This is a genomic window from Paeniroseomonas aquatica, from assembly GCF_030409335.1.
GTDB lineage: Bacteria > Pseudomonadota > Alphaproteobacteria > Acetobacterales > Acetobacteraceae > Belnapia > Belnapia aquatica.
Genome location: NZ_JAUFPN010000184.1, coordinates 106243 through 122470, shown reverse-complemented (window position 1 = coordinate 122470; position 16228 = coordinate 106243). Strand labels below are relative to the sequence as shown.

At 70.8% G+C, this 16228-nt stretch carries 17 protein-coding genes; 10 read left to right on the top strand and 7 right to left on the bottom strand.

Going from position 1 to position 16228, the window contains the following annotated elements:
- Nucleotides 1-28: 28 nt before the first annotated feature.
- Nucleotides 29-934, top strand: a complete 906-nt coding sequence (locus QWZ14_RS21790) for a glycosyltransferase family 9 protein (protein ID WP_290319021.1) — start codon at nucleotides 29-31, stop codon at nucleotides 932-934.
- Here the strand turns inward: QWZ14_RS21790 and QWZ14_RS21785 are convergent.
- Both QWZ14_RS21785 and QWZ14_RS21780 read right to left on the bottom strand, forming a co-directional pair.
- Nucleotides 931-1833: an NAD(P)-dependent oxidoreductase gene (locus tag QWZ14_RS21785; protein WP_290319020.1), complete on the bottom strand. Its 903-nt coding sequence runs from the start codon at nucleotides 1831-1833 to the stop codon at nucleotides 931-933. The two genes, QWZ14_RS21790 and QWZ14_RS21785, sit on opposite strands and share 4 nt — an antisense overlap.
- Nucleotides 1834-1846: 13 nt before the next feature.
- On the bottom strand, nucleotides 1847-2617 hold the full coding sequence (locus tag QWZ14_RS21780; protein ID WP_290319019.1) for an SDR family NAD(P)-dependent oxidoreductase: 771 nt from the start codon (nucleotides 2615-2617) through the stop codon (nucleotides 1847-1849).
- 96 nt (nucleotides 2618-2713) lie between these two features.
- On the opposite strand from QWZ14_RS21780, the gene QWZ14_RS21775 reads away from it, so the two are divergent.
- Nucleotides 2714-3403: a glutathione S-transferase family protein gene (locus QWZ14_RS21775; protein ID WP_290319017.1), complete on the top strand. Its 690-nt coding sequence runs from the start codon at nucleotides 2714-2716 to the stop codon at nucleotides 3401-3403.
- Nucleotides 3400-4203 (top strand): hypothetical protein, encoded by an 804-nt coding sequence (locus QWZ14_RS21770; protein WP_290319016.1) that lies wholly within the window; start codon nucleotides 3400-3402, stop codon nucleotides 4201-4203. Before QWZ14_RS21775 ends, QWZ14_RS21770 begins: the two co-directional genes overlap by 4 nt.
- Here QWZ14_RS21770 and QWZ14_RS21765 read toward each other — a convergent pair.
- Nucleotides 4200-5096: an alpha/beta hydrolase gene (locus tag QWZ14_RS21765; protein ID WP_290319015.1), complete on the bottom strand. Its 897-nt coding sequence runs from the start codon at nucleotides 5094-5096 to the stop codon at nucleotides 4200-4202. The two genes, QWZ14_RS21770 and QWZ14_RS21765, sit on opposite strands and share 4 nt — an antisense overlap.
- Before the next feature lie 127 nt (nucleotides 5097-5223).
- Between QWZ14_RS21765 and QWZ14_RS21760 the strand changes: the two genes are divergently transcribed.
- Nucleotides 5224-6846 carry an ABC-F family ATP-binding cassette domain-containing protein gene (locus QWZ14_RS21760; protein ID WP_290319014.1) on the top strand — a complete coding sequence of 541 codons (1623 nt, stop codon included), beginning with the start codon at nucleotides 5224-5226 and terminating at the stop codon, nucleotides 6844-6846.
- 141 nt (nucleotides 6847-6987) lie between these two features.
- Here QWZ14_RS21760 and QWZ14_RS21755 read toward each other — a convergent pair whose 3' ends face one another.
- The 3 genes from QWZ14_RS21755 to QWZ14_RS21745 all read right to left on the bottom strand — a co-directional run bounded on the left by QWZ14_RS21755 (nucleotide 6988) and on the right by QWZ14_RS21745 (nucleotide 9453).
- The gene (locus QWZ14_RS21755) at nucleotides 6988-7416 is read right to left on the bottom strand and encodes a DUF1499 domain-containing protein (RefSeq protein ID WP_290319013.1); all 429 of its coding nucleotides are present in this window, start codon (nucleotides 7414-7416) and stop codon (nucleotides 6988-6990) included.
- 11 nt (nucleotides 7417-7427) lie between these two features.
- A complete protein-coding gene (locus QWZ14_RS21750) occupies nucleotides 7428-8369 on the bottom strand; it encodes a peptidyl-alpha-hydroxyglycine alpha-amidating lyase family protein (RefSeq protein ID WP_290319012.1) in 942 nt (313 codons plus the stop codon).
- A 184-nt stretch (nucleotides 8370-8553) separates the two neighbouring features.
- On the bottom strand, nucleotides 8554-9453 hold the full coding sequence (locus QWZ14_RS21745; RefSeq protein ID WP_290319011.1) for a LysR family transcriptional regulator: 900 nt from the start codon (nucleotides 9451-9453) through the stop codon (nucleotides 8554-8556).
- Nucleotides 9454-9465: 12 nt separating this feature from the next.
- On the opposite strand from QWZ14_RS21745, the gene QWZ14_RS21740 reads away from it, so the two are divergent.
- The 6 genes from QWZ14_RS21740 to QWZ14_RS21715 are packed head-to-tail and all read left to right on the top strand — an operon-like array spanning nucleotide 9466 to nucleotide 15614.
- Entirely contained in the window at nucleotides 9466-10410 is a 945-nt protein-coding gene (locus tag QWZ14_RS21740; RefSeq protein WP_290319010.1) for an HpcH/HpaI aldolase/citrate lyase family protein, read from the top strand.
- Complete coding sequence (locus tag QWZ14_RS21735; protein ID WP_290319009.1) at nucleotides 10407-11609, top strand: CaiB/BaiF CoA transferase family protein; 1203 nt, start codon at nucleotides 10407-10409, stop codon at nucleotides 11607-11609. Before QWZ14_RS21740 ends, QWZ14_RS21735 begins: the two co-directional genes overlap by 4 nt.
- 15 nt (nucleotides 11610-11624) lie before the next feature.
- Nucleotides 11625-12980, top strand: coding sequence for an LLM class flavin-dependent oxidoreductase (locus tag QWZ14_RS21730; RefSeq protein WP_290319007.1), 1356 nt, complete (start codon nucleotides 11625-11627; stop codon nucleotides 12978-12980).
- Entirely contained in the window at nucleotides 12977-13948 is a 972-nt protein-coding gene (locus tag QWZ14_RS21725) for a Bug family tripartite tricarboxylate transporter substrate binding protein (RefSeq protein ID WP_290319006.1), read from the top strand. Before QWZ14_RS21730 ends, QWZ14_RS21725 begins: the two co-directional genes overlap by 4 nt.
- A complete protein-coding gene (locus QWZ14_RS21720) occupies nucleotides 13945-15303 on the top strand; it encodes an acyclic terpene utilization AtuA family protein (protein ID WP_290319005.1) in 1359 nt (452 codons plus the stop codon). The genes QWZ14_RS21725 and QWZ14_RS21720 overlap by 4 nt, the downstream gene beginning before the upstream one ends.
- Nucleotides 15303-15614, top strand: a complete 312-nt coding sequence (locus QWZ14_RS21715; RefSeq protein WP_290319004.1) for a DUF4387 domain-containing protein — start codon at nucleotides 15303-15305, stop codon at nucleotides 15612-15614. Before QWZ14_RS21720 ends, QWZ14_RS21715 begins: the two co-directional genes overlap by 1 nt.
- On the opposite strand, the gene QWZ14_RS21710 is transcribed toward QWZ14_RS21715, so the two are convergent.
- Nucleotides 15611-16219, bottom strand: coding sequence for a cysteine hydrolase family protein (locus QWZ14_RS21710; protein ID WP_290319003.1), 609 nt, complete (start codon nucleotides 16217-16219; stop codon nucleotides 15611-15613). The two genes, QWZ14_RS21715 and QWZ14_RS21710, sit on opposite strands and share 4 nt — an antisense overlap.
- Between the last annotated feature and the right edge of the window lie 9 nt (nucleotides 16220-16228).

Below are 16228 nucleotides of genomic sequence, written 5' to 3'. Positions count from 1 at the left end.
GCCGCGCCCATAACAGGCCGAGGGCGGCGTGACCGAACGCATCCTCGTCATCAAGCTCGCCGCCCTCGGCGATTTCGTGCAGGCCTTCGGGCCCTTCGCTGCCATCCGGGCGCATCATCCCGGCGCGCACATTACCCTGCTGACCACGCCGCCCTATGCGCCGCTGGCCCGGCGCAGCCCCTGGTTCGATGACGTGTGGGAGGATGGGCGGCCGGCCTGGACGAGCCTCGGCGCGGTGTGGCGGCTGGCGCGGCGGCTGCGCGGGGCGGGCTTCGCCAGGGTCTACGACCTGCAGACCTCGGCGCGCTCCTCGCGCTACCGCAGCCTCCTGCCCGGCCGGGTCGAATGGTCCGGCATCGCCCCCGGGGCGAGCCACCCGCATGCCAATCCGGGGCGGGACCTGCTGCATACGGTGGAACGGCAGCGGGAACAGCTGGAGGTCGCCGGGATCACCGAATTCCCCGCGCCGGCACTGGACTGGCTGGAAGACGACATCGCCGGCCTCGGCCTGCCGGCGCGCTTCGCCCTGCTGGTGCCGGGCGCCTCGCCGGGGCGGCCGGGCAAGCGCTGGCCGGTGGAGGGTTTCGCGGCGCTGGCGGCCGGGCTCGGCCTGCCGGTGGCGGTGGTGGGAAGCAGGGCGGAGGCGGCATTGGCCACGGCGATGCCGGGCTGCATCGACCTGACCGGGCGGACCAGCCTGGTGCAGCTGGGCGCGGTGGCCCGGCGGGCGGCCTTCGCCATCGGCAACGACACCGGACCGACGCATCTGATCGCCGCCGCCGGCTGCCCGACCCTGGCGCTGTTCGGTGACGACAGCGACCCGGCGCTCTGCGCCCCGCGCGGCCGGGCGGTGGCGGTGCTGCGCCACGCGCCGCTGGCGGGGCTGGAGGTGGCCGAGGTGCGCGCCGCGCTGGCAGCGCTGGTCACGGCCTAGTCCCCGCTGCGGATCTCGGCCCCCGCCCAGCGTTCCATCACCCGGGCCAGTTCGGAGATGTCGTCAGCCCCGGCGCCCTGGCTGGCGGCGAAGCGCCAGACCCTGGCGGCCTGTTCCAGCCCCCACATCGGGACATCCAGCGCCGCAGCCTCGGCCAGGCCCAGCGAGACATCCTTGTCCACCACCGCGATGGTGGCGCCGAAGGCGAAGCGGCGGGAGAGCACCTCCGGCATGATATGCTCGCTGACCATGCTGCGGCCGGTGCCGGCGTTCAGCATCTCGAGCATGGTATCGGCATCGAGGCCCGCCTTGGCGCCGAGCGACAGGCCTTCCAGCGCCGAGACCATGTTGGCGGCGAAGATCAGGTTGTTCACCAGCTTCATCACCTGCGCCTGGCCCGGCTGCTCGCCTAGGACGAAGACCTGGCGGCCGATGCGCAGCAGCCAAGGGCGCAGCGCCTCCACCGCGGCCGGGGCGCCGGCGGCGAGCATGGCGAGTGTCCCGTTGCGGGCGCCGGCGGGGCCGCCGCTGATCGGCGCATCGACCATGGCGATGCCGCGTTCCGCCAGCGTCGCGGCGATGCCGGCGACGGTGGATTTGCCGATGGTGGACATCTCCGCGTAGAGGCGGACCGCGCCGCCGCCGATGATTCCCTCCGCGCCGGAGGCGACGGCCTGGCTGACCTTGCCGTTGGGCAGGCAGGCGAAGATCACCGCCGCCGCATCGGCGACCGCCCGCGGGCTGGCGCAGGCGATGGCGCCGCGGGCGACGAAGGGTGCCATCGCCTCCGGCCGCGGATCGTGGACATGGAGCGTCACATCCTCGGCGAGCAGCCGTTCGGCCATGGGCGCGCCCATCTGGCCGAGGCCGATGAAGCCGATATGCGTGGTATTGGCCATGGGAGGCTCCTGTTCAGGCGGTGACGATGCCGCTGTCGACCGGCAGGATATGGCCGGTGATGATCCGGCTTTCGTCGGAGGCGAGGTAGAGCGCCGCCTGTGCCATATCCATCGGCTGGCCGAGGCCGAGCAGATGCGCCTCGGCCACCTTGCGCACGCCCTCGTTGCCGGCGAGCAGGCCGTTGACGCGATCCGTCAGGGTCACGCAGGGGGCGATGGCATTCACCCGCACCTTCTGCGGCGCGTATTCCACCGCCAGCGAGCGGGTCAGCGCGGCGATGCCGCCCTTGGCCGCGGTGTAGCAGTCCCGCCCGGGGAAGCCCATCAGCGCGACGACCGAGGCCATGTTGATGACCGCGCCACCGCCAGAGCGGATGAGCTCCGGGATGCCGAAGCGGCAGCCGAGGAAGGTGCCGAAGAGGTCCAGCGTGATCGCCCGCCAGAATTCCTCGATCGGCGCATTCACCACGTCGGAGTCCTGCAAGGTGGAACCGCCGGCGTTGTTGTGCAGCACGTCGAGCCGGCCGAAATGCGCAACGGCCTGGCGGATGGCGGCCTGCAGGCTGTCGGCCTCGCGCACGTCGGTCGGGATGGCGATGGCCTCGCCGCCGGCGGAAGCGATCCGATGCGCGGTCTCCTCGCCGCTCGACGCGTCGATCTCGGCGATGACGACGCGGGCGCCCTCGCGGGCAAACAGTTCGGCGGTGGCGCGACCGATGCCGGTGCCGGCGCCGGTGATGAAGGCGACCTTGCCAGCGAGCCTGCCGGCCTGCGGATGTGCCATGGCGCGTTTCCTTCCCCTTTTCCGGGACTATGGGGGAGGCGCTTGCGTTGGCCAAGGGCGCCGGTATCGTCCGCCGGCATCGAGGGAGAGAGAGCCATGGCGCGCCAGCTGTACGAGCTCTGCGGCACCGATCCGGCACGGCGCTTCAGCCCCTATTGCTGGCGCAGCCGCATGGCGCTGGCGCACAAGGGGCTGGAGGCCGAGGTGGTGCCCTGGCGCTTCACCGATACCGCGGCGCTGGCCTTCGCGCACTACGACAAGGTGCCGGTTCTGGTGGACGGCGACCGCACGGTGACCGACAGCTGGGCCATCGCGGTCTACCTCGACGAGGCCTATCCGGAGGCGCCGAAGCTGTTCCAGGGGCCGCCCGAGAGCCAGCGCTTTAACCCCACCTGGTGCGATGCGGTGCTGCTGCCGGCGCTGGCCAAGCTCATCGTCTCCGACATCCCGCCGCTGCTGGGGGCGGCGGACGCGGCCTATTTCATCGAGAGCCGGGAGAAGCGCTTCGGCATGAAGCTCGCCGAGGTGACCGCGGGGCGGGAGGCGAAGCTGCCCGAATTCCGCGCCTTGTTGCATCCGTTGCGGATGGTGCTGCGGGGGCAGGCATTCCTCGGCGGCGTCGCGCCGGACTACGGCGATTTCGCCGCCTTCGGCACGCTGATGTGGCCGCGCAGCGTCAGCCCGCTGCCGCTGCTGGAGGCCGGCGATCCCGTGCACGCCTGGCGGGAGCGGATGCTGGACCTGTTCGGCGGCCTCGCCCGCAGCGCGCCCAGCTTCGGGGCGTGAGCGACCCGGTCGCCGCCGTCGCCGAGGCCTCGGCGACCGGGGAGACGGCGGCGATCTTTGCCGATATCCGCGCGGTCTATGGCGTCGGCGTGGTGAACCTGATCTGGCGGCACCTCGCCACCCTCCCCGGGGCGCTGCCCTGGGCCTGGGGGGCGGTGCGGCCGCTGTACGTGGATGGCCGCATCGCGCGGGAAGCGGCGGCGGTCCGGGCGGCGCGGCGGCTGCCGCTCGTGCCGGTGCTCCCGCCGGAGGTGCTGGCGGCAGCCGGGCTGGATGCGACGGCGCAGGCGCGGATCACCGCCGTGCTGGATGCCTACGAGCGGACCAATCCGATGGCGCTGGTGGCGCTGGCGGTGCTGCGTCAGGCCTTGGATGGCGGCGCGGGCCAGGCGGCCCCGGCCGGCCCGGCGGTGCCGCCGGAGGCCGCGATCCCGCTCCCGCCGCTGCTGCGGCTGGAGGCGATGGCGCCGGAGACCGCCGCGCTGGTGCTGCGGCTGAACGGCCTCGGCGCCGGGCCGGAGCCGATCCTCGCCAGCATGTATCGGACCCTGGCGCATTGGCCGCCCTACCTGGCGCTCGCCTGGGCGCAGCTGGCGCCGCTGGGAGGACTGCCGGCGACAATCGCCGAGGTACTGGCGCTGGCGCAATCGCGGGCGGCGGGGCTGCACCCGGCAGCGGCGGTGTCCTTGCCGGAGGCGCAGCGGCCGGCGGTGCGGGCGGCGATCGACCGGTTCAGCGGCGATGCGATCGCCCGCATGGTGGTGCTCTGCGGCACCCTGCGGCGGGCGATGCCCACCTAGCCGGTGGCGGCCGGGCAGGGCTGCAGCGGGGGCGGTGGTGCGGCGGGATCGGCCAGGAAGGCCAGCACCTCCGCCCGCACCGGGGCGACGAAGCCGAGCACGCCGGCGAAGGCGCCGATGGTCAGCTCATGCACCAGCGGGCGGCCGAGCAGCGGGTAGCTGCGCTCCGTCACGATGCCCCCCGCCGCCCGCTGCGCCGCCGCCAGCCGCGCCGTATTCGCCGGCAGCACGGTGGTGTCGGCGCAGCCGGTGGCGAGGAACATCGGCGGCGCGGCGGGGCCGAGGTGGCGGAGGGGCTGGGTATCCGGCCGCTGGTCCTCCGGCCCGAAGATGGTCTTCAGCGTCTCGCTCTCCAGCGGCAGGAAGTCATAGGGGCCGGAGAGGCCGACGAAGCCGGCGAGATCCCGCCCCGGCTGCATCCCGACGGCGCCGAGCCAGCGCCCGTCCAGCGCCAGCATGGCGGCGATATAGGCGCCGGCGGAATGACCCATGACGAAGACCCGGCCGCCGCCCGCCACATGGTCCCGCGCCCAGCGCGTCGCCAGCGCCGCATCCTCGAGGAAGGACGGGTAGCGCACCGCGGGATACAGCCGGTAGCCGGCGATGACGGCGGTGACACCATGCCGGGCGAGGGTGGTGCCGAGGAAGCGGTAGTCGGCGGGGGACCCGGTCTCCCAGCCGCCGCCGTGGAAGAAGACCACCACCGGGGCGCCGGGGGCGGGGGTTGCCGGCGTGTAGAGGTCGAGGCGGTGGCCGGGGCCTTCCGCATAGGCGATGTCCGGGGTGGCGGCGACGCCGCGGCCTGAGGCGAGGGCGTTCAGCACATCGGCGCCGGAACAGCCGCCGAGGCCGGCCGCCAGCAGCAGCGCCGTCAGCATTCGTCGCAAGCGCATCGACCACCATCCCTCATGCCCCGGGTACTACGCCGAGGCGGTCCCGGTGGATGCAGCAGGGCAGGCATGCCCTTTGCGCCGGGCCGTGCCATAAGCGCGGCGCAACCGCCCCAGGCCCCGGGACCCCATGATCCGCCTCGATTCCATCAGCAAGCAGAACGGCCAGCAGATCCTCTTCATCGAGGCCTCGGCGGCGCTCCAGCGGGGGGAGAAGACCGGGCTGGTCGGCCCCAACGGTGCCGGCAAGTCCACCCTGTTCCGCATGATCACCGGCGATGAGCAGCCGGACGAGGGCCAGGTCCTGGTGGACCGCGGCGTCAGCATCGGCTTCTTCAGCCAGGACGTGGGGGAGATGTCGGGCCGCAGCGCCGTCGCCGAGGTGATGGACGGCGCCGGCGACGTGAGCACGGTCGCCGCCGAGCTGGCGGCGCTGGAGGCCGCCATGGCCGACCCGGAGCAGGCCGACGCGCTGGAAGCGATCATCGAGCGCTTCGGCGAGGTCCAGGCGCGCTTCGAGCAGCTCGGCGGCTACGAGCTGGACGGCCGCGCGCGCGAGGTGCTGGCCGGGCTCAGCTTCAGCCAGGAGATGATGGAGGGCGATGTCGGCGCGCTCTCGGGCGGCTGGAAGATGCGCGTGGCGCTCGCCCGCATCCTGCTGATGCGGCCCGACGTGATGCTGCTCGATGAGCCGAGCAACCACCTCGACCTCGAGAGCCTGATCTGGCTCGAGAATTTCCTGCGGGGTTACGACGGCGCGCTGCTGATGACCTCGCACGACCGCGAGTTCATGAACCGCATCGTCAACCGCATCGTCGAGATCGATGGCGGCAGCCTGACCGCCTATTCCGGCGACTACGAATTCTACGAGCAGCAGCGGGCGCTGAGCGAGAAGCACCAGCAGGCGCAGTTCGAGCGGCAGCAGGCGATGCTGGCCAAGGAGATCAAGTTCATCGAGCGCTTCAAGGCCCGCGCCTCCCACGCGGCGCAGGTGCAGAGCCGGGTGAAGAAGCTGGACAAGATCGAGCGGGTGGAGCCGCCGAAGCGGCGGCAGACCGTCACCTTCGAATTCCAGCCGGCGCCGCGCTCGGGCGACGACGTGGTGAACCTGAAGGGCGTGCACAAGCGCTACGGCAGCCGGGTGATCTATGAGGGCCTCGACCTGCTGGTGCGGCGGCGGGAGCGCTGCGCGGTGCTCGGCGTGAACGGCGCCGGCAAGTCGACGCTGCTGAAGCTGGTCACCGGCACGACCGAACCCGATGCCGGCAGCGTGGCGCTCGGCGGCAGCGTGAAGCTCGGCTACTTCGCCCAGCACGCCATGGAATTGCTGGATGGCGACCTTACCGTGTTCCAGGCGCTGGAGGCGTCCTTTCCCCAGGCCGGGCAGGGCTCGCTCCGTGCGCTCGCGGGCTGCTTCGGCTTTTCCGGCGACGAGGTGGGCAAGCGCTGCCGGGTGCTCTCGGGCGGCGAGAAGGCACGGCTGGTCATGGCGAAGATGCTCTACGACCCGCCGAATTTCCTGGTGCTGGACGAGCCGACCAACCACCTCGACATGGCGACCAAGGAGATGCTGATCGCGGCGCTGGCGCAGTACGAAGGCACCATGCTCTTCGTCTCGCACGACCGTCACTTCCTGGCGGCGCTGTCGAACCGGGTGCTGGAGCTGACGCCTGAGGGCATCCACCAGTATGGCGGCGGCTACACCGAATACGTGGCGCGGACGGGGCAGGAGGCGCCGGGGTTGCGTTCGTGACGGAAAGGTTGGGGAGGAAAGCATTTCCTCCCCAAACCCCTCCATTGTTTTTTCTGAGTCCGGCACCCGCCGCGCGGTAGGTGCGACTCCCAGAAATAGATGAAGGGCCCGGGGAGAATATCTTCTCCCCGGTTCTTGCTTTCACGGCGGCAGCACCGTCCTCAGCCGTGCCAGCCAATGCTCCAGCCGGCGGCCGTTCACCCCGAAGTCGGAATAGCCGTAAAGGCTGGAGGAATGCAGCGTCAGCGTGCTGGCCGCCTCCCCCTGCGGGGTGACGCGCAGGAGGATGACGTCGGGGAAGCCGAAGACGCGGCTGCGGGCGACGAAGCTGGCCTCCAGCCGGTCAGCATAGGCGGTCAGCGGCTCGGTGCGGGGTTCGGTCGCGGCGACGGCGGTGATGGCGGTGAACAGCCGCGCCGCGGGCAGCGGGAAGCTCCGGGCAGCGATGGCGGTATGCGGCCCACTCGGCGCGGCCTGGTCGAGCGCGCCGGCCGGCGGCGCCGGGATTTCCTCGCCGAGGCAGCCGGGCAGCAGGAGCGTCAGGGCCAATAGGACGCGGCGGTGCATCATGACGGGAGCCGTCAGAATTTCTGCAGGCTGCGGAGGCCATCGGGTGGCGCGGCGCCGCCGTGGTAGCGCGGCCAGGCGGTATAGGCGACTTCGCCGACATAGATGTCGCCGTGGCTGTCCACCGCCAGCCCATGCGGCGAGAGGAACTGCCCCTCGCCCTCGCCGAGCTCGCCGAAGCGGGACAGCAGCTTGCCCTCATGCGAGAGGACGCTGACGCGCGGGCCAAGATTCGGCGCCGTGATGTTCACCGCCAGCGCGGGGCCGAGTTCGCCGACGTAGCAGACGGGGCAGCGGCCCTTGCCGAGGAAGATCGAGCAGGGCCGGTGCAGGTTGTTCCACTGCGTCTCGTAGCGGCCGTCGCCGTTGAAGATCTGCACGCGGTGGCTCTCGCGGTCCGCCACGTAGACCCAGCCATCGGCATCGTAGGCGATGTTGTGCGGCAGGTTGAACTGACCGGGCTCGGTGCCGGAGCCACCCCAAGAAAAGAGGTATTTTCCATTGGACGAGTACTTGTGGACCTGGGCATTGCCGTAGCCGTCGGAGACGTAGATGTCGCCCTCCGGCGACAGCGCGGTATGGGTGCAGCGGTTGAAGGGCATCCCGCCCATGTAGGGCGAGGGCCGTCCGGGGACGCCGAGGGTCATCAGCACGCGGCCATCCAGGGTGCAGCGGCGGACGGTGTGGTCGCCGTCGTCGGTGCACCAGAGCGTGTCGTCGGGGCCCATGTGCAGGCCATGCGCGCGGGCGAACAGGCCCTCGCCCCAGGAGGTCAGGAATTTGCCGTCACGGTCGAAGACCACCATCGGGTATTCGCCGCGGTTGAAGACATAGACGCGGTCCTGGCTATCGACCGCCACGGCGCCGACGTCGCGCAGCTGCCAGCCTTCCGGCAGGCGGCCCCAACCGGGGACCGGTTCGTAGCGGTAGTCGCCACTGCCCAGTGCATCCGCCATGGCGCTTCCCCCGATCTGCCGGGGGCAAGGCTGGAACGGTTTCGCCCCGCTGTCGAGCCGCCGGAGGTTGATCGGGAAATGCGATCAATCGGTTGCCGAAACTCGCTTGTGATCCGGCGGCGGCAGGCGCTTCGATGGCCTTGAAGCGCCGGTCCAAGGCGCGGGGTGGGAGCGCGATGTCCGATCAACCAGGCCTGGCCGAGAGCTGCGCCTCCAGCAGTGCCAGGAAGGCCGCGACCGCCGGCGACGGACGGTTGCCGCGCAGCTGGACGATGCCGACCTCCCGCATCAGCGGCGGGTCGGTGATCTGCAATACCTTGAGGCCGGCGATCCGGCCGCGGGGCAGTGACAATTCCGGGATGATGGCGACGCCGACCCCGGCCTCGGCCAGCGCCAGGGCGGTGCCCGGCATCTGCACCTCGCAGCGGATCTCGAAGGAGACGCCGATGCTGGCGGCGGCCTCCTCGATCATCGCGCGCAGGCTGTTGGTGCCGGCGGTGACGATCAGCGGCAGGGCGCCGAGCGCGGCCAGGCCGATGCTGCGCGCCCCGCGCGGGGCGAAGCGCGGCGGAGCAAGGGCGAGGATGGCTTCCTCCCGCAGCGGGGCGAAGGTCAGGCTGGGCGCATTGGCCGGCCGCGGGCCGATGCCGAAATCGAGGTCCTGCCGGCGCACCGCCTCCAGCACCTCGGCCTGCAGCGCCTCGCGGATGCTGATGGCGACATCGGGGTGGGCGAGGCGGAAGCCGGCGACCACCGACGGCAGGGCGACGATGGCGATATGCGGGGCGCAGCCGAGCGCGACCCGGCCGCCCTCCATCGCCGCCGCGGCGCGGACCCGGCGCAGCCCGGCATCGAGCTCGGCCTGGGCACGGCGGGCATGCGGCAGCAGCGCCTCGCCCTCTCGCGTCAGGCTCACGGCGCGGGTGGTGCGGTGGAAGAGCGAGGCGCCGAGCTGCGCCTCCAGCTCCCGCACCTGCAGGCTGAGCGCGGACTGGCTGCGGCGCGACAGCTCCGCCGCGCGGCGGAAGCTGCGGTGCTCGGCGACCAGCAGGAAGGCGTTCAGCAGCTTGAGGTTGACCGACATGGAGGGCGCAGGGTGACACCGGAGCAGGGGTGCGTCGAGGCCCGGGCGAGGTTGCCGCAGCGGAGCGAGCTGTCGGTGCCGGCGACCTCGGGCAAGTTCTTCGCCAAGGCGGCGGCAAGCGCGGCGGATGCGATCGTCCTCGACCTCGAGGATGGCGTGGCGCCGGACCGCAAGGATGAGGCGCGGGCGGCGGCGATCGCGGCGTTGAATGAGGTGGACTGGGGCGGGCGGATCATGTCGGTCCGGGTCAATGGGCTCGGCACGCCCTGGTGCCACCGCGACATCGTCGAGGTCGCTGCGGCCTGCCCGCGGCTCGACCGCATCGTGCTGCCGAAGTCGAGCGAGGCCTTCGACATCCGCTTCCTCGCGACCCTGCTGGACGGGGTGGAGCAGGCGCGCGGCGGCGGAAGGCCGATCGGCATCGCGGCGCTGGTCGAGACCGCGAAGGGCGTCGGCCGGGTGGAGGAGATCGCCGCGGCGCATCCGCGGCTGGAGACGGTGATCTTCGGCCTCGGCGACTACATGCGGGAGATGCGCACGCCGGATACGGTGGTTGGCCAGCCCAACCCCGACTACGCGCTGGACGGCGCGGCCAACGACCAGTGGCACTACGCCCTGGCCCGCATCGCCAATGCGTGCCGTGCCGCCGGCGTGCGGCCGATCGACGCGGTCTATGCGAATTTCCGCGACGAGGCGGGGCTCAGGGCCTCCGCCACGCGGTCGCGGGCGCTGGGCTACGACGGCAAATGGGCGATCCACCCGGACCAGATCGCGCCGATCAATGCGGTCTTCTCGCCGGATGCGGCACGGATCGAGTGGGCCCGGAAGATCCTGGCGGTGCTGGCGCGGGCGGAAGCCGCCGGCGCCGGCGCGGCAAGCGAGGATGGCATGATGGTGGATGCGGTCCATGCGCTGATGGCGCGCGACATATTGCGACAGGCAGGAGAGACAGCATGACCAAGCCACAACCGATGGCGGGGGTGAAGGTGCTGGACATCGCCACCTTCCTCGCCGCGCCCTTCGCCGGCACCATCCTCGCCGACTTCGGCGCGACGGTGCTGAAGATCGAGCATCCGAAGCTCGGCGACCCCATGCGCGCCTTCGGCACCCAGACCGAATGCGGCGACACGCTTGCCTGGCTGAGCGAGGCGCGGAACAAGCAGTGCATGACGCTCGACCTTCGGCACCCCGAGGGGGCCGCGGTGTTCCGCAAGCTGATCGCGCAATCCGACGTGCTGCTCGAGAATTTCCGCCCCGGCACGCTCGAGAAATGGGGCCTCGGCCCGGACCTGCTGCGGGAGATCAACCCGAAGCTGGTGGTGCTGCGGGTCTCCGCCTATGGCCAGACCGGGCCGAAGCGCGGGCTGCCGGGCTTCGCCCGCGTGGCGCATGGCTTCGGCGGGTTGAGCTACCTGGCGGGCGAGCCGGACGGCAAGCCGGTGGTGCCGGGCTCGACCTCGCTGGCCGACTATCTCTCCGGCATCTGGGGCGCGGTCGGCGTGCTGATGTCGCTGCGGGTCGCGGAGCGGACCGGCATCGGCCAGGACGTGGATATCGGCTTGTACGAATCCGTGTTCCGGCTGCTGGACGAGATCGCCCCGGCCTATGCCAAGACGGGTTTCGTGCGGGAACGCATGGGCGCCGACGTGCCGACGGTGGTGCCGCATGGCCATTGGCAGACCAGCGAGGGCCGCTGGGTCGCCATCGCCTGCACCAGCGACAAGATCTTCGCGCGCTTGGCCGGCGCCATGGGCAAGCCGGAGCTGACCAATGCCGACCAGATGCAGACCACGGCGCAGCGCATCGCCCGCCGTTCGGAATGCAACGGGCTGGTGGCCGATTGGGCCGCGGGCATGACGATGGAGGAACTCGGCGTCGCCTGCGATGCGGCGGACGTCCCCTGGGGGCCGATCAACAGCATCGCCGATATCTTCGAGGATGCGCATTTCGCCGCGCGGGAGAACATCCTGCGGGTGGTGGACGAACGTGCCGGGGAGCTGGCGCTGCCGGCGGCGGTGCCGCGGCTGACCGCGACGCCGGCCACCTTCCGCCATGCCGGCCGCGCGCGGGGCGCCGACACGCAGACGATCCTCAACGACTGGCTCGGCCTGCTGGCCGGGGACATCGACGCGCTGCGCCGCAGCGGCGCCATCTGAGCGGGAGCAGACAGCATGGAACGCACGATCAAGATGGTGGGCTTTCTGCAGGCGCAGAACTGCTCCATCGCGCCCGGATCCTGGCGACACCCGAATGCGGCGACGGACTTCCTGACGCCGGACTATTTCACCCGCGTCGCACGCGTGCTCGAGGATGGCAAGTTCCACCTCGCCTTCTTCGATGACCGCCTGGCGATGCCCGACATCTACGGCCGCGACCACGTGGCGGCGGTGGAGAACGGCATCCGGGTGGTGAAGATGGACCCGGCGACCATCCTGGCGGTGATGTCGGCGGTGACCTCGAAGCTCGGTCTCGGCGGCACCTACTCGACCACCTACTACGAGCCCTTCCACGTCGCCCGACTGTTCGGGACGCTGGATCTGATGACCCGGGGGCGGGCCGCCTGGAATGTCGTGACCTCGCTGAACGACAGCGAGGCGGCGAATTTCGGCCGCACCGAGCACCTCGAGCACGACCTCCGCTACGACCGTGCCGACGAGTTCATGGAAGCGGTCATGGGCCATTGGGACAGCTGGGACGACGACGCCATCCTGCTGGACAAGGTCAGCGGGCGCTTCGCCGATGCCAGCAAGGTCCGGCCGGTGAAATACGAGGGCAAGTTCTTCCGCACCCATGGCCCGCTGCCGGTGCCGCGCAGCCCGCAGGGCCATCCGGTGCTGATCCAGGCCGGGCAGTCCGGCCGCGGCCGCCGCTTCGCCGGGCGCTGGGGAGAGCTGATCTTCGTGGTCTACCCGAACCTCGCCGCCGGCAAGAAGCAGTATGCCGACCTGAAGGCCGCGGTGAAGGAGTCCGGCCGCGACCCCGACAGCGTGACGGTGGCGCCCGCCTGCTACGTGAACGTGGGCGAGACCGCCGAGATCGCCGAGGAGAAGCGCCGCTACACGGAATCCCTCGCAACCGCCGAGGATGGCGTGGTGCTGCTGTCTGAGGCGCTGAACTTCGACTTCGCCTCGAAGCCGATGGACGAGCCCTTCACCGACGCCGAGCTCGCCGGCCTGTCCTGGGGCGGGTTCAAGGACCGCATCGTCTCGCTCAGCGGCAAGGCCAATCCGACGGTGCGGGATTTCGTCACCTTCTCCGGCCGCGGCACGACGCGCGAATTCCCGAACTTCACCGGCACGCCGACGCAGGTGGTGGACCAGATGGAGACCTGGTTCCAGGGCCGCGCCTGCGACGGCTTCGTGCTGGTGGCCTCGCAGAACCCGGGATCCTTCGAGGATTTCACCCGCATGGTGGTGCCGGAGATGCAGCGCCGCGGTCTCTATCACCGCGACTATGCCGGCAATACGCTGCGCGAGAACCTGGGGCTGGAACGGCCCCGGCACGGCGAATGGAGGAACGCACGATGAGCAACTGGAGCAGGCGTGGGCTGGCGGCTGCGGCGATGGGGCTGGCGGCGGCGCCCGCCGCGCGGGCGCAGGGCCAGTGGCCGACCCGGCCGGTGCGTATCGTCGTCGCCTATGCGCCGGGCGGCGGCACCGACCTGACCGCCCGCGCCATGGCGGAGGCGCTGACCGGACGGCTCGGCCAGAGCGTCGTGGTGGAGAACCGCCCCGGCGCCAATGGCATCGTCGGCTCCGAGGCGGTGGCCCGCAGCCCGGCCGATGGCTATTCCTTCGTTGCCGTCACCAGCACGCATGTGATGAACCGGTACATGGTGCCGAACCTGCCCTTCGACCCGACTAACGACTTCACCCCGATCGCGCTGCTGGCGCGCTATCCGCTGGTGCTGATGGCGAATGTCGATGCGCCCTTCAAGGACGTGCGGAGCCTGATCGCCTATGCCAAGACGCGGCCGAAGGGCGAGATCGCGCATGCCACGTCGGATGCGCAATCCTCCTATGCCGCCAATCAGTTCGCCAAGGTCGCCGGGATCGACCTGACCGAGGTGCCCTATCGCGGCAGCGGCGCCTACCTCGGGGATTTGACCGGCGGCCATCTGAAGCTCGCCTGGGGCAGCACCGCGACGGCGATGCCGCTGCTGCCGGGCGGCAAGGTGAAGGTCATCGCCGTCACCTCGCCGGAACGCTCCTCCTTCCTGCCGGACACCCCGACCCTGGTGGAATGCGGCCTGCCCGAGTGCCTCTTCATCGGCTGGACCGGCCTGTTCGGCCCGGCCAAGCTGCCGCATGACATCGCTGTGCGGCTCAACAAGGCCTGTGCCGAACTGAGCGCGACGCCGGCCATGCAGGCCCGCTACAACAGCATGGCGGTGGATCCGGCGCCGATGGATCTGGAGGCGCTGGCCGCGGTGCTGCGCGACGACGAAGCACGCTGGGCGAAGGCGGACCGCGAGGGGCTGTTGCCGAAACAATGAAGACCTTCACGATGCTCTCGACGAGCGGAATCCTCGGCTATGGCTATGCCGAGGAATCCCTGCGTATCGGCATGTCCCGCAAGCCGCAGGTGATCGGCTGCGACGGCGGCAGCACCGATCCCGGCCCGCACTACCTCGGCGCCGGGACCTCCTTCTGCTCGCGGCTCTCGGTCAAGCGCGACCTGCGGCTGATGCTGCAGGCCGCCGTCGCGGCCAATATCCCCTGCATCATCGGCACCTCCGGCGGCGCCGGCGGCGAGCCGCACCTGCAGGATACCGCGGCGCTGGTGCGGGAGATCGCCCGCGAGGAGAAGCTGTCCTTCCGCATGGCGCTGATCCACGCGGAACAGGACAAGCCATGGCTGACGGAACGGCTCGGCCGCACCCGGCCGCTGGCCAAGCTGCCGCCGCTCGATGCCGCGACCATCGACCGCGCCACCCGCATCGTCGGCATGATGGGGCCCGAGCCGATCGCCCGGGCGCTCGATGGCGGCGCGCAGGTCATCCTCGCCGGCCGCAGCAGCGACCCGGCGCAATGGGCGGCGCCCGCGATCCGCGCCGGCATGGCGCCGGCGCCGAGCTGGTACGCCGGCAAGATGCTGGAATGCGGCGCCGAGCCGACCACGCCGAAGGAGCCCGACTGCCTGCTGGTGACGATCGAGGGCGATCACCTTACCTGCGAGCCGCCGAACCCGATCCGCCGCTGCACCCCGCTCTCGGTGGCGAATTTCGCCCTGCATGAGAACTCGAGCCCGATTCACCATGTCGAGCCGGGCGGGCTGCTCGACACCAGCGACGTCACCTTCGAGGCGATGACGGACCGCGTGGTGAAGGTCGCCGGCATGCGCTGGACGCCGGCCGCGACCTATACCGTGAAGCTCGAAGGCGTGGAGCTGGCGGGCTACCGCGCCATCACCATCTGCGCGACGCGCGACCCGGTGCTGATCAGCCAGATCGACGACTACCTGGCGACGCACCGCGCCAAGGTTGCGGCCAAGGCGGCGGATTTCGGTGTCCCCGCCGAGAGCTACCGCATGTCGGTCCGCACCATTGGCCGCGATGCGGTCATGGCGGGGTGGGAGCCGGTGAAGACGGTCACCTCGCACGAGCTCGGCTTCATCGTCGAGGTGCTGGCCGAGACCCAGGATGTGGCCAATGCGGTGCTGGCCATGGCCCGCACCAGCCTGCTGCACGCGGATTTCGCCGGCCGGCTCTGCAAGGAGGGCAACATGGCCTTTCCCTTCTCGCCGTCCGACATCCCGCTCGGCGCACTCTACCGCTTCAGCATCTTCCACGTGGTCGCGCCCGACGATCCCTACGAGATGTTCCCCATCGAATACGAGAAGGTCGGCTGATGGCCCTGATCCGCGACATCGCCCAGGTCTGCAAGAGCAAGAACGCCGGGCCCTTCATGGTGACGATCGACGTGCTGTTTGAGGATCCGGCGGTCTACCGCCGGGTCAAGGCGACCGGCGTGCTGAACGCCGCGCTCTTCGCCCGGCTGTACAGCGTGGCGGAGGCGGATGTGCTGTTCACGCCCTACGATACCGCCTCCGCTTTCAAGGCGACGCTGCCGCGGCTGGTGCCGGCGGGGGACTTCGGCGACACCGATGTCTACGGCGCGCAGCAGCATGCGCCGCTGCTCGACGTCGACATCCCGCTCTAGCGCCACTCCTGCAGGATCAGCCCGGTCGTGACCGCTTCCACCTGCTGGCCGTAGCGTTCGTTGTAGAGCGTCAGCAGCGCGTCATGGGTGTGGTCCGAGGAGCTGCAGAGCGCATCCGTCGGCAGCACCACCCGATAGCCGAGATCGACCGCGCCCAGCACCGCGGCCAGCACGCAGACATCGGTCTCGGCGCCACTGACGATGAGGGTATCGATATTCCGCTGCTGCAGCCGGCGATGCAGCCTACCGTCCAGCCAGGGGGAATAGACCGGCTTGTCGAAGACCTCGGCCGGCGGCACCAGCCGCGCCAGGGAGGGGACCAGGTCGATGGCGTCGGGCGGCAGTTGCGCCTGGGTCATCGAGGGCCAGCGGTCCCAGTAGCGCCGCCAGGTGCCGGTGCCTTCGCCGGGGCGTGCCGCGGGAATGAAACGGGTGAAGATGATGCGGTCGGGATGCGCCTGGGCCAGCTGCTCGACCTTCGGCAGCACGCGCTGCATCCAGGGCGTGTGCCACTCGGTCTGGCCTGTGAAGAGGTTCTGCATGTCGATGCAGAGGTGCAGGCAGCGTTCGGTCAGCGGGCCATGCTGGAGTGTATCCTGTGCCATGGCCTGTAA

What these genes read in the sequence shown, in the direction of transcription:
- QWZ14_RS21785 (WP_290319020.1), bottom strand. Translation starts at nt 1,833, where the DNA reads ATGGCCAATACCACGCATATCGGCTTCATCGGCCTCGGCCAGATGGGC.
- QWZ14_RS21780 (WP_290319019.1), bottom strand. Translation starts at nt 2,617, where the DNA reads ATGGCACATCCGCAGGCCGGCAGGCTCGCTGGCAAGGTCGCCTTCATC.
- QWZ14_RS21775 (WP_290319017.1), top strand. Translation starts at nt 2,714, where the DNA reads ATGGCGCGCCAGCTGTACGAGCTCTGCGGCACCGATCCGGCACGGCGC.
- QWZ14_RS21765 (WP_290319015.1), bottom strand. Translation starts at nt 5,096, where the DNA reads ATGCGCTTGCGACGAATGCTGACGGCGCTGCTGCTGGCGGCCGGCCTC.
- QWZ14_RS21760 (WP_290319014.1), top strand. Translation starts at nt 5,224, where the DNA reads ATGATCCGCCTCGATTCCATCAGCAAGCAGAACGGCCAGCAGATCCTC.
- QWZ14_RS21755 (WP_290319013.1), bottom strand. Translation starts at nt 7,416, where the DNA reads ATGATGCACCGCCGCGTCCTATTGGCCCTGACGCTCCTGCTGCCCGGC.
- QWZ14_RS21750 (WP_290319012.1), bottom strand. Translation starts at nt 8,369, where the DNA reads ATGGCGGATGCACTGGGCAGTGGCGACTACCGCTACGAACCGGTCCCC.
- QWZ14_RS21745 (WP_290319011.1), bottom strand. Translation starts at nt 9,453, where the DNA reads ATGTCGGTCAACCTCAAGCTGCTGAACGCCTTCCTGCTGGTCGCCGAG.
- QWZ14_RS21735 (WP_290319009.1), top strand. Translation starts at nt 10,407, where the DNA reads ATGACCAAGCCACAACCGATGGCGGGGGTGAAGGTGCTGGACATCGCC.
- QWZ14_RS21730 (WP_290319007.1), top strand. Translation starts at nt 11,625, where the DNA reads ATGGAACGCACGATCAAGATGGTGGGCTTTCTGCAGGCGCAGAACTGC.
- QWZ14_RS21725 (WP_290319006.1), top strand. Translation starts at nt 12,977, where the DNA reads ATGAGCAACTGGAGCAGGCGTGGGCTGGCGGCTGCGGCGATGGGGCTG.
- QWZ14_RS21720 (WP_290319005.1), top strand. Translation starts at nt 13,945, where the DNA reads ATGAAGACCTTCACGATGCTCTCGACGAGCGGAATCCTCGGCTATGGC.
- QWZ14_RS21715 (WP_290319004.1), top strand. Translation starts at nt 15,303, where the DNA reads ATGGCCCTGATCCGCGACATCGCCCAGGTCTGCAAGAGCAAGAACGCC.
- QWZ14_RS21710 (WP_290319003.1), bottom strand. Translation starts at nt 16,219, where the DNA reads ATGGCACAGGATACACTCCAGCATGGCCCGCTGACCGAACGCTGCCTG.